Annotated in this window: 14 protein-coding genes; 12 read left to right on the top strand and 2 right to left on the bottom strand. The window is 59.5% G+C overall.

Annotation, left to right across the window (positions count from 1 at the left end):
* Positions 1–2: 2 nt before the first annotated feature.
* Together ABM562_RS16280 and ABM562_RS16275 are read right to left on the bottom strand one after the other, a co-directional pair.
* Positions 3–320, bottom strand: coding sequence for a hypothetical protein (locus tag ABM562_RS16280; protein ID WP_115086650.1), 318 nt, complete (start codon positions 318–320; stop codon positions 3–5).
* 157 nt (positions 321–477) lie between these two features.
* The gene (locus ABM562_RS16275) at positions 478–1,353 is read right to left on the bottom strand and encodes a response regulator transcription factor (protein WP_115086649.1); all 876 of its coding nucleotides are present in this window, start codon (positions 1,351–1,353) and stop codon (positions 478–480) included.
* Between the two features lie 178 nt (positions 1,354–1,531).
* On the opposite strand from ABM562_RS16275, the gene ABM562_RS16270 reads away from it, so the two are divergent.
* From ABM562_RS16270 to ABM562_RS16215, 12 genes are all read left to right on the top strand, one after another.
* Positions 1,532–1,723 (top strand): Flp family type IVb pilin, encoded by a 192-nt coding sequence (locus tag ABM562_RS16270; RefSeq protein ID WP_115086648.1) that lies wholly within the window; start codon positions 1,532–1,534, stop codon positions 1,721–1,723.
* 672 nt (positions 1,724–2,395) lie between these two features.
* On the top strand, positions 2,396–2,587 hold the full coding sequence (locus tag ABM562_RS16265) for a Flp family type IVb pilin (protein ID WP_038995325.1): 192 nt from the start codon (positions 2,396–2,398) through the stop codon (positions 2,585–2,587).
* A gap of 29 nt (positions 2,588–2,616) precedes the next feature.
* A complete protein-coding gene (locus ABM562_RS16260; protein WP_115086647.1) occupies positions 2,617–3,135 on the top strand; it encodes an A24 family peptidase in 519 nt (172 codons plus the stop codon).
* 14 nt (positions 3,136–3,149) lie between these two features.
* The gene (locus ABM562_RS16255; protein ID WP_115086646.1) at positions 3,150–4,478 is read left to right on the top strand and encodes an AAA family ATPase; all 1,329 of its coding nucleotides are present in this window, start codon (positions 3,150–3,152) and stop codon (positions 4,476–4,478) included.
* A 16-nt stretch (positions 4,479–4,494) separates the two neighbouring features.
* Positions 4,495–5,298, top strand: coding sequence for a Flp pilus assembly protein CpaB (cpaB, locus tag ABM562_RS16250; protein ID WP_115086645.1), 804 nt, complete (start codon positions 4,495–4,497; stop codon positions 5,296–5,298).
* A 109-nt stretch (positions 5,299–5,407) separates the two neighbouring features.
* Positions 5,408–6,751 (top strand): TadE/TadG family type IV pilus assembly protein, encoded by a 1,344-nt coding sequence (locus ABM562_RS16245; RefSeq protein WP_258579306.1) that lies wholly within the window; start codon positions 5,408–5,410, stop codon positions 6,749–6,751.
* Positions 6,752–6,759: 8 nt separating this feature from the next.
* Positions 6,760–7,230 (top strand): TadE/TadG family type IV pilus assembly protein, encoded by a 471-nt coding sequence (locus ABM562_RS16240; protein ID WP_115086644.1) that lies wholly within the window; start codon positions 6,760–6,762, stop codon positions 7,228–7,230.
* Positions 7,230–7,733 carry a TadE/TadG family type IV pilus assembly protein gene (locus ABM562_RS16235; RefSeq protein WP_258577806.1) on the top strand — a complete coding sequence of 168 codons (504 nt, stop codon included), beginning with the start codon at positions 7,230–7,232 and terminating at the stop codon, positions 7,731–7,733. Before ABM562_RS16240 ends, ABM562_RS16235 begins: the two co-directional genes overlap by 1 nt.
* A complete protein-coding gene (locus tag ABM562_RS16230) occupies positions 7,727–8,944 on the top strand; it encodes an AAA family ATPase (protein WP_115086643.1) in 1,218 nt (405 codons plus the stop codon). The genes ABM562_RS16235 and ABM562_RS16230 overlap by 7 nt, the downstream gene beginning before the upstream one ends.
* A gap of 3 nt (positions 8,945–8,947) precedes the next feature.
* Positions 8,948–10,381 carry a CpaF family protein gene (locus ABM562_RS16225; protein ID WP_115086642.1) on the top strand — a complete coding sequence of 478 codons (1,434 nt, stop codon included), beginning with the start codon at positions 8,948–8,950 and terminating at the stop codon, positions 10,379–10,381.
* A gap of 2 nt (positions 10,382–10,383) precedes the next feature.
* Complete coding sequence (locus ABM562_RS16220) at positions 10,384–11,370, top strand: type II secretion system F family protein (protein WP_115086641.1); 987 nt, start codon at positions 10,384–10,386, stop codon at positions 11,368–11,370.
* A 27-nt stretch (positions 11,371–11,397) separates the two neighbouring features.
* Positions 11,398–12,366: a type II secretion system F family protein gene (locus tag ABM562_RS16215; protein WP_115086640.1), complete on the top strand. Its 969-nt coding sequence runs from the start codon at positions 11,398–11,400 to the stop codon at positions 12,364–12,366.
* Positions 12,367–12,374 lie beyond the last annotated feature (8 nt).

Genomic DNA, 12,374 nt, shown 5'->3' with positions numbered 1-12,374 from the left:
GATCAGTAGCGCTGCAGCGGATTCTGCGGCCGGCCACTGTTCTTGTTGTAGCAATGCGCGCTCATGCCCATACCCATGGAGGCGATCCCGATCATGACGCCGCTTGGCAGCTCGCAGTTGTAGTCACCCGAAGCGGTGCTGGCGATGTAATAGGTGGAGCTATGGTCGCTGCGCACGTTGGAAATCCTGGTCACCGGCTCGCCGATGGTGGTCTGCGCAGTGGACTTGAGACGGTCTTCGTTGGGTTTCATGGTCTGGCAACCGGCAAGGGCGACCAGCAGGGCGCTGAGCAGGGTGATCTTGGTGAATGCTGGTTTCATGGTGCATCTTCCTTGGTGTTGTTCTGTTTTACGGGCACAACGATCCCTCACGCTGCATCATCGCGGCGTTGGGGAACACTGGGGTTGCCGAGGAATATAGCGCCAGGGAGGAGGGGGGTCGATTAGCACAAATGGGCTAATGGCACGTAGCCATCCGTCAGCGGTTGGCACCCAGTCGCAGGCTTTCGACGACCTCCGAGAGTGCTTCCGTTGAAGTCGATTCTGCTCCGGAGCTTTCAGCTCGAGGGAGCTGCCGATACTCGCTGGGTGTACACCCGACGAATTGCTTGAAAGCACGGGCAAAATAGGAAGGGTCCTTGAACCCGACTTCGTAACCGATGCTGGTGATGGGCATCTGGCTGTTGTCGAGCAGCTCCCTGGCAAAGTCCATCCGTTTGCTCAGGATGTACTCCATGAACCCCACGCCATTGACTTCCTTGAACAGGCGGCTGAAGCGAAAGGTGGTCATGCCGCAGCGCTTGGCCAGTTCTTTCTGGTCGATGCTGTCGCGTAAGTGCTGGTCGATGTAGAGCAATACGTTACTGAGCGCCTGGTGCTTGTGGTGTTCTGCGGTCAGCCGGATGCTGTCCGGCAGCGACGGGCCATGTTCGATCAGTGGCTTCTTGGCATGAATGTGAGTGCTGCGGCGCAGTTCGCAGAGTTGCTGCAGTGCGTGCAGAAAGCGGCTTTTTTCGCTATTGCACAGGGGCAGCACGATGTACTCCCAGACACGCGAGCGCATGGCCCATACGGCAAGCTCCTCGGAGTGCTGTACGGTGAACATGGCGATCGGTATCGAGGGGGACTTGTGCTTGATCTCCAGCAGCAGGTTGAGGCCAGGCATGTCGGGGCGGTCATAGTGAATGCAGACCATGTCTGGCTGGCGCTCCGCCGCAAGCTCGGACAACGAGGCGTTCTTGGCGATACGGCATTCACAGGTCGGGCGAAAATGCGCGACCAACGCCTCGGCCGATCGATCCCGGGTGCGATCGAACCACAGCAGAAATGGCGGGTTGGCCGATTCAGGTTTCATCTTCTCATTCCTTCCTTGCTTCTGTTTTCTCAACCTCGCCGGGCAGTCAGCGCTGCAAAATAATCCTAGTGTTCAATAAAAAACTCCTAACCCCTCGTTATGTCTCCTGACTAGGATTCAAACAGGCGGCACACTAAGTCTCCGCCTCGGCCAATAGAACTTAGATGAGGTGAATAAAATGAATCTGCAATCGATCAAAACGTCGGTGCTGAAATTCATCAAGGACGAAGAAGGCCTGACTATTGTGGAATACGCGGTAGCGGGTGGTTTGATTACACTGGGTGCCGTGGCCGCTTTCGTGACACTGGGGGGTAACGTGAGTACCGCCATTACCAGTTTGGGTTGTGCAGTCAAAGGCACCCCTTGCTAGTGCCACAACACGCATCGTCGGCCCCGCCCGGAGCGCAAGCAGCTTGCTAGCCTCTGGGCCGTGGCGGCGACGAACACCTGGCCACAGGCTGAGGGACGTGTCGCGAGGATAAAAACGCATCATATGGACTCTGCCTGGTTGGTTAACCATGATCCCGTTCGGACAAGGTGGAGTCTTCTCAGCCGCGGCGCTGCAGGCTAAAGGCCTGCGTGCCGAGCCCCCCCAACAATCCAGTCTCTTGGCGCGTCAGACTTCACTGTCCTGGCCCCGCTCCTGATATTTCTTCCTCGTTGACCAGTATCGTCGTTGTGTTGCCTGCGAGCAGATCAAATCCTGATAAGAAAACGCTGGCTTAGACCGTATTGGCGAGATTTGTTTCTCGGCGTATTGGCACTGTTTCGGGTCTTTGCAGGGTAGCGGGAAGCGACCGAGTTTCGCCTGCGATTAGGTTACAGCGTTATGTAAGTTATTTCCTATTGATCGCTTGCGTTAGGGTTTCAGACGGTGTGCTTAGTGTTTTTTCTTACGCGGTTAATACCGCAAAAAACTCGCAAAAAACTCCTAGCGTTGAGCAAAAAACTCCTAACCCCTGGGTTGTACTACTGACTAATGTTCACCCAGGCAGTACGAAAAGTGCTGCTCTAAAAAAACAAACTGAATGAGGTGAGCAAAATGAATCTGCAATCGATCAAGACGTCGGTAGTGAAGTTCCTCAAAGACGAAGATGGCCTGACCATTGTGGAATATGCGGTGGCGGGTGGGTTGATCACCCTGGGCGCGGTCACCGCATTCACCACGCTGGGAACTAACGTAAAAACTGCCATTACCAGCCTGGGCTGCGCAGTCACAGGCAAAACTTGCTAACACCCCACCGTCCACAGAGGGTTGCAGTCATGAGCATGGAGCAATCAGTCGCAATTGCATCGTTGCTGGGGCTGCTGGGTATAGCGGTGCTGAGCGATCTTCGCCATCACCGCATCCCCAACCTCTTGGTCTTGCTGGGCTTGGGTCTGGGTTTGGCCGGCCAGGTTTACACCTTGGGTGTCATCGGGTTCGGTTATGGGGCGCTGGGCATGCTGATCGGTTTTGCCGTTTTTCTCCCGATGTATGCCTTTGGGGGGATGGCGGCCGGTGACGTCAAATTAATGGCCATGGTCGGCGCCTTTCTTACTCCGCTTGACGCCCTTTGGGCCGCGCTGTTCAGCCTGATAGCCGGCGGTCTATGCGGAATATTGATTGTCCTCGTGCGTGGTCAAGTACAGCAGACCATGGGGCGCTACTGGCTGATGTTGAGAGCCAGGGCCTATTTCTCGCCAGCGGTTGATGAAGTGGCAGGCAAGCCCTTTCCCTATTCAGTCGCAGTCCTGCTCGGCACTTTGACCAGTGTCTTCTGGCTGCCCTTCGGCCAGTAGGTCAGGAGAACACTATGTACGCCATCAGCAACAGCAGCGTCACTCACGATGAGCGCGAACAAGTCGTGCAGCGGTTGGCGCCACAGCCACGCACCATCCGTGAAACCGGGCTGGCGGACAACTTGCTCGGTGATCTGGTCTGCAAGCATCTGCACGATGCCGGCGTGCTGGACATGTCGCGGCTGGTGGAACGCCTGGCACTGACAGGCGCGGTACTTGAAGAAATACTGACCTTCCTGCGCAAGGACGGTCGGGTCGAAATTCTCGGGCAAGCCGGTGGTCAAGCCTTGCGCTACGGGCTGACTGAACGCGGTCGCAGCGCCGCCCGTGATGCATTGGCGCGCAGCGGGTACATCGGTGCGGCACCCTTTCCGGTGAGTAACTATCGCACGCTGCTGAAAATGCAGACCATTCACCACGGTCGTATCAACGCCCAAGACATGCAACAGGCCTTTGGCGGGGTGGTCCTGGCACAAAGCATGCTCGACCAACTGGGGGTGGCGCTCAATTCTGGCCGCGCAATCATGATTTACGGGCCGGCGGGCACTGGCAAAACCTATGTCAGCAGCCGCCTGATTCGCCTGTTTGATGAAGCCATCTGGGTACCACATGCCATTGCGATCAACGATTCGGTGATCGAGATTTACGATCCGCAGGTACACCGGCGCCTGGGTGGCGACGATGAACTGCAGAACAATCTGCTGCTCGATGAAGGGGTCGATCGCCGGCTACTGCGCTGTGAACGCCCGGTCATCATTACCGGCGGCGAGTTGAGCATGGACCAGCTGGATGTGCGCTACGACCCTTCCACGCGTCAGTACCAGGCACCCTTGCAGCTCAAAGCCAGCAATGGCCTGTTTGTCATCGATGACATGGGGCGTCAACGCATGTCGCCGGCCGAGCTGTTCAACCGCTGGATCGTGCCGATGGAGGAGAAACGCGACTTCCTCAACCTCGGCGGTGGGCGGCACTGTGAACTGCCATTCGACCTGATCCTGGTGTTTTCCACCAACCTCAATCCGCTGGAGCTGGCCGACGAAGCGTTTTTACGGCGCATTGGCTACAAGCTGCAGTTCGGTTACCTGAAACCCGAAGAATACGAACGCATCTGGCGCCAGGAGAGTGAGCGACTGGGTGTTTCTTACGATCCGCAGCTACTGCATTACGTGCTGCAGGAGCTCTACGGCGTTGAAAACATGCCGCTGGTGCCTTGCCACCCACGTGACCTGTTGAACATGGCCATCGACCGCCAGCGTTACCTGGGCGGCAGCGGGCCGTTATCGGCGCAGGAACTGGAGTGGGCATGGCACAACTATTTCGTACAGCTCGACTTCCTTGGATAGATAAGGAGACACCGCCATGAGTTCTCGTACTTTCATCTTGATTGCCTTGTCCGTGATCCTGGGGTTGGGCGCCGCGTGGATGGCCAACACCTGGCTCAGTGCCCGACTCAACGCCAGCCCCGACGATAATCAGCAGAACGTGGTGGTGGCCACCGTGGAAATCGCTTTCGGGCAAATGGTCGAGGCGCAGCAGGTGACACTGGTGCGCATGCCCAAGGACACGGTACCCGACGATGCCTTTGACGCCATCGACAAGGTCGTCGGCAAAATCGCCACGTTCTCCATGTTGAACGGCGATATCGTGCGCGGTGCGCGTCTGGCCGCGCACCTGGGCGGGAGCACGCTGGCCTCGCTGATCGAACCCACCAAGCGTGCGATTTCGGTACGCGTGGATGATGTGGTGGGGGTGGGTGGGTTCCTCTTGCCGGGTAATCGGGTCGATGTCCTGGCGACCAAGCAGACAGGTAACACCGGCAACGCCGAGTCCCGCACCATTCTGGAGGACTTGCGGGTACTGGCCGTGGACCAGACCGCCAGTACCGACAAGACCCAGCCGGTGGTGGTACGTGCAGTCACCCTGGAAATGACCCCCGATCAGGCAGAACTGCTGGTCAAGGGCATGACGGACGGGAAGCTGCAACTGGCCCTGCGCAATCCACTGGACAACAACAAACTGCCCGCGGTCGCCAAGCCAGTGGAACTGGCCCAGGTTGCGCCAGTGCCACCGGTCAAGCAGATCGTCCAGCGCAAGAGCGAACCTGGCGTAAGTGGCATCACGCTGATCCGCGGTATCGAAGTCAAACGTGTGAACACCCTGTAGCTGACAGGCGCAACCGTTGAAGGCATCGCCCGCCAGGTAGCGTCGTCGCTTGGCGGTGGTGGGCGACGGCACCCTGCAGATCAAGGTCGGCAGAACTCTGGAGGGCTTGATGATGAGAGCACGTATCCACCAACCACTCCGTGCGTTTCCAGGGCAACAGCGCGGAACGATTATTGTGCTGGCGGTGATCGCCATGGCCGCCATCTTGTTGATGGGGGCTCTGGCGCTGGACGGCGGCCATATGCTGGTAAACAAGGCCCGGCTGCAAAATGCTGTCGATGCCGCAGCCCTGAGCGGGGCCAAGACGCTCAGCGAGGTGCACGGTGCGACCGGCGCCGCCAGCCTCACGCAAGCCGCTGCCCTGGACACACTGACACTTAATGCCAATGCCAGTGGCAACAAGGAACTGGCCAACGCGGTTGGTAATAATGCTTCCGGCTTCGCCACGGTGGAGCTGTCTGCCAGTGTCTATGGGCCTTTTTCCTTTCCGGGCCCGGCCAATGCGAGCTATGTACGGGTATCGGTCGCCAGTTACCCGCTGAGCGGTTTTTTCTGGGGCATGCTGAAGGCAATCGGCGACGGCGTTGCCCCGAACAAGGCCGTGGCCGCGGTGGCCACCGCCGGCCCCAGCCCTGCCAGCCCTTGTAATATCACGCCGCTGATGGTGTGTGGCGACCCGAGCAAGAACGACCCCGCTGCCGGGATGTTCTGGGGGTTCAAGTACGGTGATTTGCAAGTGTTGAAAACGGCGGCGAACAACAGCTCGGCAATCGGCCCCGGCAATTTTCAGCTGCTCGACTTCGGCTCGGGTGGCAACACCGTGAGGCAAGGCCTGGCGGGCGGCATCAATCAGTGCAATAGCGTCGGCGACAACGTCCTGACCAAACCGGGCAACACCGTCGGGCCTGCCTCGCAAGGCCTGAATACGCGCTTCAACCAATATTCAGGTGGCCTCAGCGCTGCGGACTATCCGCCGGACCTGGTGATTACGGCCAACGACAAGTCGTTGACGTACACCGGTACACCGGAACAGATCCAGTACAACAATCAGACCATCACCTCCACCAATGGCAACCTGGTCACGGCCAGTGGTGAGGCCCTGTACGACTACAACGACTGGGTACGGGCCTCTGCCGCTTGTGTTGCCGGCACAGGCGGCGGCTGCCTCGGCAACGGCGCGTTCGAGCGGCGGATTCTGAAAGTGGTGATCGGTAATTGCTCTGGCAAGAACGACGGGGCGTCGTCGATTCCGGTGTTGAGTTTCGGCTGCTATTACGTGATGCAACCGGCCAATCAACAGGGCAACTCGGCGCAGATATTCGGCCAGTTCGTCAAACAGTGCGAGGGCGACAATGTGCCCGGCCCCAATCCTGTCAACGACGCCGGCCCGCAGATCATTCAGTTGTACAAAACCTATATCGATAACAGCCAGACACCGAGTACCGACTCTTAGGAGGCCTTATGGGACACCGTGGACGCAAGCCGCCGAAGGCCCAGCGTGGGCTGGCGATGGTGGAAATGGTGATTACGCTGCCGCTGCTGTTGCTGATGCTGTTCGCCTTCGGTGAGTTCGGGCGCATGTTGTTCCAGTACAACAGCCTGATGCAAGCCAGTCGTGATGCCGGACGTTTTGTCGCCGGCCAGGCCTGGAATGCAACCTTGGGCAAGGTCGAAGTGAGCGACGCGCTTCGCGCCCAGGCCCGGAGCGTCGCGGTGTACGGCGTGCCGGCCAACCCCAACGGCTACCCGGCGGTGGTACCGGGGCTGACCACCGGAAATGTCTCGGTGACGGCGGTGGGCACTGATCACATCCAGGTCAGTATCAACTACACCTTCTTGCCGGTGATCGGTAGCGCAATCCCTGCGTTCTATGGCCAGAGCGAACCGCTTGGCCTGACGTTGACCTCTACCGTGGTGATGAGGGCCTTATGATGAATCTCAAGCGTATGCGCGGTGTGTATGTCGTTGAGTTCGCGATTACCAGCCTGGTGTTTTTCACCTTGCTGTTCGGCGTACTGGAAATGGGTCGGCTGTACTTCACCGTCAACGCGCTGAATGAAAGCGTACGCCGCGGTGCCCGCCTGGCGGCGGTGTGCGATATCCACGATCCGGTCATTTTGCGTCGGGCCATTTTCAATGCGGCCGGTAACAGTGGCACGAGCAGTCTGATCGGCAACCTGGCCACGGCCAACCTGAACCTGGTCTACCTGGACGAGGACGGTGCGGTGGTCGCCAGCCCCGGCGATCTCAGCGGCGCCAGCGGCTTTCGAGCCATTCGCTACATCCAGTTACAGCTGAGCAACTTCACCTTCAAGCTGTTGATCCCCGGGTTCGGTGGGGGGTTCACCCTGCCGGTGTACAGGTCGACCGTGCCGCGTGAAAGCCTTGGTCGGCAACCCGAGGCGGGAGTCACCCCGGAGATTACGCCATGCTAAATACCAAAGAAGCTCCCGTCGCCAGCGTGACTGAAAAAACAGGCATGCGCCTATTGATCAGTGGACGTGACGTGACTGCGTTGAACCATCTGAAAACGTTGAGCCAGTGCCTGCCCAACCTGAACGTCAACACGCGCCTGGTCAGCAACGGTCACACCGACCCGCTGTATGGGCTGGAACAGATGCCTGATCTGTTGCTGTTGCGGGTCAGCCACTTGTGGCGTGAGGAGCTGGCGGCCCTGCTGCAGCATCCGCTCAAAGAGCGACCGCCACTGTTGGTCTGCGGCCCGCTGGATGAACGTGAAGGCATGCGCATGGCGATGCAGGCCGGCGCCCGGGATTTCTTGCCCGAGCCAGTGGCGGCTGACGACCTGCAGGCGGCAATCAACCGCATGTTGCTGGAGGTCCATGCCGAACAGGGCACAGGCGGCAAGCTGGTGGCGGTGATGAATGCCAAGGGCGGATCGGGCGCCACCATGCTGGCTTGTAATCTGGCTCATCAGCTGAGCATCCGCGGTGGCAGAACCCTGCTGCTGGACCTGGACCTGCAGTTCGGCACGGTGGCCCACTGCCTGGATGTACTGCCGACACACAGCCACATGGAAGTGTTGAAACAGGTCGACGAGCTGGACAGCATCGCCTTGCGCGGTTTCTGCAGCCACTTCAGCCCGACCCTGCATGTCCTCAGTGGCCGTACGGGTGAACTGTGCCTGTCGCAGGATGTGCGCCTGGAGCAACTGGAAAGCCTGTTGCGGCTGGCGCGCAGTACCTATGACTGGGTGGTGGTGGATTTGCCGCGGCAAATCGACCACCTCACAGGCGTCACGCTGGAGCAGGCGGACCGGATCTACATCGTGATGCAACAGAGTCTCAGCCACCTGAAAGACGGCACGCGCCTGACACGCATCCTGCGCGACGACTTGGGTGTGCAGGGCAATCGCTTGCAGGTGGTGGTCAATCGCTACAACAAAACCTCGCCGGTCAGCCTCAAGGACATTACCGAGGCCCTGCGCTGCACCGACGTGCAGAAGCTCCCCAACGACTATTCGGTGGTCAGTGAAAGCCAGAACAGCGGTGTACCGCTGGAGGTCCATGCGCCGCGTGCAGCCGTGACTTTAGCCTTGCGTGAGCTGAACCAGAACCTGATCGGGGTGGTGGCCAGCGAGCGGGGGCTGTTTAAACGTACCTTTAGCCGTTTGTTCGGAGGGTAAGCCATGCTCAGCGACTTTCGTAATCGCCTGCGTCAGCATGCCGGCAAAAATGCTCCGGCAGACGCTCAGGATGTACAGACCGGCAGTGAAAACTGCGCCAGTGTGCTCATGGCCTGGGAGGCCGCCATACCGGACGTGCTCTACGAAACCCGGACCAAGCTCAATCAGGTGGAGACCGAGTGGCGGGAGAAGATCTACCAATTACTGCTCAAGGTCATGGACCTGTCATTGCTCGATTCCCTGGAGCCTGCTGAAGCGACGCGGCAGATCCGCGAGATCTGTCAGCGCCTGCTCGACGAGCACTCGGCGCCGGTCAGTGCCAGCAGCCGTCAAATGATCATCAAGCAGATCACCGACGAAGTGCTTGGCCTTGGCCCCCTGGAACCGCTGTTGGCCGACCACAGCGTGTCCGACATCCTGGTCAACGGGTTTGACTCGGTGTATGTCGAGCGGTTTGGCAAGTTGCAGAGAACCGATGTGCATTTTCGCGACAATCACCACCTGCTGAACATCATCGACCGTATCGTCTCCAGCCTGGGCCGGCGCATTGATGAGTCGTCACCGCTGGTGGACGCCCGGCTGAAGGACGGTTCCCGGGTCAACGCCATTATCCCGCCCCTGGCCATCGACGGGCCGAGCATGTCGATCCGGCGCTTTGCCGTGGACCTGCTCAACACTGAGAGCCTGGTGAAAATGGGCACTCTGACGCCCTCCATTGCCCTGATGCTCAAGGCAATCGTTCGTGGCCGCATGAATGTGCTGATCTCGGGCGGTACCGGCAGTGGCAAGACCACCATGCTCAACGTGCTGTCCAGCTTCATCCCGCACAACGAGCGGATCGTTACCATCGAAGACTCGGCCGAGTTGCAATTGCAACAGCCCCATGTGGTACGCCTTGAAACCCGTCCCGCGAATATCGAGGGCAGGGGCGAGGTGAGCCAGCGCGAACTGGTGCGTAACAGCCTGCGTATGCGCCCTGACCGCATCGTGATCGGCGAGGTGCGTGGCGCCGAAGCGCTGGATATGTTGACGGCGATGAACACCGGACACGACGGTTCGCTCACCACCATTCATGCCAACACCGCGCGCGACGCCCTGGGCCGGATCGAGAACATGGTCTCGATGACCGGTGCGACCTTTCCGATCAAGGCCATGCGTCAGCAGATAGCTTCGGCCCTCAGCGTCGTCATCCAGCTGGAGCGTCAGGAGGATGGCACACGGCGCCTGGTCAGCGTCCAGGAGATCAACGGCATGGAGGGAGAAATCATCACCATGACCGAGATTTTCGCCTTCGTGCGCAACGGTATTGGTGAGCACGGTGAAGTCCTCGGTGAATTTCGCCCCACCGGCATGGTGCCGGCGTTTCGCGATGTGCTCGCCAGGCGCGGTATCGAACTGCCGCTGAGCCTGTTTCGGCCTGACTGGATGGAGGGATAAACATGAGCCAAATTCCCAGTGAATTTATTCTGGCGTTCCTCGGCATGGTGTTCACCGCCATGTTCCTGCTCAGTCAGGGCCTGGCGGTTCCGGTGTTTGGTGAGGCCAGCAAGGTACGCAAGCGTATCCGCAGCCGCCTGAACCTGCTGGAAACCGCCAACAACCAGGTGAACATGCAGTCGGTGCTGCGCCAGAAATACCTGCGCCGCTTGTCACCGTTGGAAGCCCGTCTGGAGCAGTTGCCGGCGATGGAGTCGCTGGCACAGATGATCGAGCAAGCCGGGCATGACTATCGCGCCTACCGGGTACTGTTGCTTGGGTTGGTCCTGGCGCTGGCAAGCGGGATCTTGGCTTGGCTGTTCAGCCAACTCTGGTGGCTGGCTGTCCCTGCGGCCATGCTGGCGTTCTGGCTGCCGGTGCTGAAGATATCCCGCGACCGTGGCAAGCGCTTCGCCCAGTTCGAGGAAGGCCTGCCCGATGCACTGGACGCGATGTGCCGGGCGTTGCGTGCCGGTCATCCGTTCAACGAAACCCTGCAGTTGGTGGCCGAGGAGCACAAGGGGCCGGTCGCCCATGAGTTCGGCCTGACCTTCGCCGATATCAACTACGGCAACGATGTGCGTCGGGCCATGCTCGGCCTGCTCGAACGCATGCCGAGCATGACCGTGATGATGCTGGTGACCACGGTGCTGATCCACCGCGAAACCGGCGGCAACCTGACGGAAGTACTGGAACGGTTGAGCAGCCTGATTCGTGGGCGCTTTCGTTTTCAACGCAAGATCAAGACATTGTCGGCCGAAGGGCGCATGTCGGGTTGGATACTGGTCTCCGTGCCTTTTGTATTGTCTGCGGCGATTGTACTGTCCAGCCCGACGTACCTGCCCATGCTGCTCAACGAACCCCTGGGCCAGAAAATGGTGATCGGGGCATTTGTGGCGATGCTGATCGGGATTTTCTGGATCCGCAAAATCATCCGCATCCAGGTTTGAACATCGCCAGGTGTCGAGGAGGGGGTCATGAACTATCTGCTGAGTCTGATCAACAGTGCGGTGGGCGACGAGCAACTGGCGCGCCTGTTGTTCGCGGGGGCCATCGGTTTGAGCGTAGTGCTCGCGGTGGCAACGCTGGTGTTGCTGGTGCAGGGGTTGCAAGACCCGGTACAGCGCCGTCTTTTGCTGATTAAACGCGGTCATGGCGGGGAGAGCTACGGGCAAAGCGCGCCCAGCAACCTGCAGCTGTTGCTGGAGCAAGTCGGCCAGCGCTTTTCTTCGGTAGAGGAGGGCCAGCCCTCGGCAACCCGAACGCTGCTGACCCATGCCGGCTATCGTTCGCACGCAGCGGTGCAGATGTACTGGGCGATTCGCCTGTTGTTGCCATTGGCCATGGTGGGCCTTACGGTGCTGGCATTGCCGCTGATTCCAAAACTGTCGCTGACCGTGGGCATCGTCGTGCTGATCACGGCGCTGGGTGTGGCGTGGCTGTTGCCGTCCATTTACGTCAACGCGCGCAAACAGGCACGGATGACCCGATTGCTCGTCGCCTTCCCGGATGCCCTGGACCTGATGGTGGTGTGTGTCGAGTCGGGCCTGGCCTTGCCCCAGGCGATCGAGCGGGTATCCGAGGAAATGGCGGTCAGCCAACCCGATCTGGCCGTGGAGCTGGCGCTGGTCAATTCCGAGATCCGCGCGGGGATCCCCAGTACCGAAGCGCTCAAGCGCCTGGCCGAACGTACCGGCCTGGAAGACATTCGCGGGCTGGTCAGCTTGCTCGCGCAGAGCATCCGCTTTGGTACCAGTGTCGGGGCCACCTTGCGTATCTACGCTGAAGAGTTTCGCGACCGGCGCACCCAGTTGGCGGAAGAGAAAGCGGCTAAGATCGGCACAAAACTGATGTTCCCACTGATTTTCTGCCTGTGGCCGAGCTTTTTCCTGGTGGCTATCGGCCCAGCAATCATTGGCGTGTTCAAGGTCTTCGGAAAGCTGTAAGCAGAGGC

This window comes from Pseudomonas sp. ZL2 (assembly GCF_054788455.1).
The sequence above is the reverse complement of the archived record's forward strand: the minus strand, read 5'-3'. Positions and strand labels throughout refer to the sequence as shown.

Coding starts and splice junctions, on each gene's coding strand:
- ABM562_RS16255 (WP_115086646.1), top strand. CDS start 3,150: ATGTACGCCATCAGCAACAGCAGCGTCACTCACGATGAGCGCGAACAA.
- ABM562_RS16275 (WP_115086649.1), bottom strand. CDS start 1,353: ATGAAACCTGAATCGGCCAACCCGCCATTTCTGCTGTGGTTCGATCGC.
- cpaB (WP_115086645.1), top strand. CDS start 4,495: ATGAGTTCTCGTACTTTCATCTTGATTGCCTTGTCCGTGATCCTGGGG.
- ABM562_RS16265 (WP_038995325.1), top strand. CDS start 2,396: ATGAATCTGCAATCGATCAAGACGTCGGTAGTGAAGTTCCTCAAAGAC.
- ABM562_RS16240 (WP_115086644.1), top strand. CDS start 6,760: ATGGGACACCGTGGACGCAAGCCGCCGAAGGCCCAGCGTGGGCTGGCG.
- ABM562_RS16245 (WP_258579306.1), top strand. CDS start 5,408: ATGATGAGAGCACGTATCCACCAACCACTCCGTGCGTTTCCAGGGCAA.
- ABM562_RS16235 (WP_258577806.1), top strand. CDS start 7,230: ATGAATCTCAAGCGTATGCGCGGTGTGTATGTCGTTGAGTTCGCGATT.
- ABM562_RS16230 (WP_115086643.1), top strand. CDS start 7,727: ATGCTAAATACCAAAGAAGCTCCCGTCGCCAGCGTGACTGAAAAAACA.
- ABM562_RS16215 (WP_115086640.1), top strand. CDS start 11,398: ATGAACTATCTGCTGAGTCTGATCAACAGTGCGGTGGGCGACGAGCAA.
- ABM562_RS16260 (WP_115086647.1), top strand. CDS start 2,617: ATGAGCATGGAGCAATCAGTCGCAATTGCATCGTTGCTGGGGCTGCTG.
- ABM562_RS16280 (WP_115086650.1), bottom strand. CDS start 320: ATGAAACCAGCATTCACCAAGATCACCCTGCTCAGCGCCCTGCTGGTC.
- ABM562_RS16220 (WP_115086641.1), top strand. CDS start 10,384: ATGAGCCAAATTCCCAGTGAATTTATTCTGGCGTTCCTCGGCATGGTG.
- ABM562_RS16225 (WP_115086642.1), top strand. CDS start 8,948: ATGCTCAGCGACTTTCGTAATCGCCTGCGTCAGCATGCCGGCAAAAAT.
- ABM562_RS16270 (WP_115086648.1), top strand. CDS start 1,532: ATGAATCTGCAATCGATCAAAACGTCGGTGCTGAAATTCATCAAGGAC.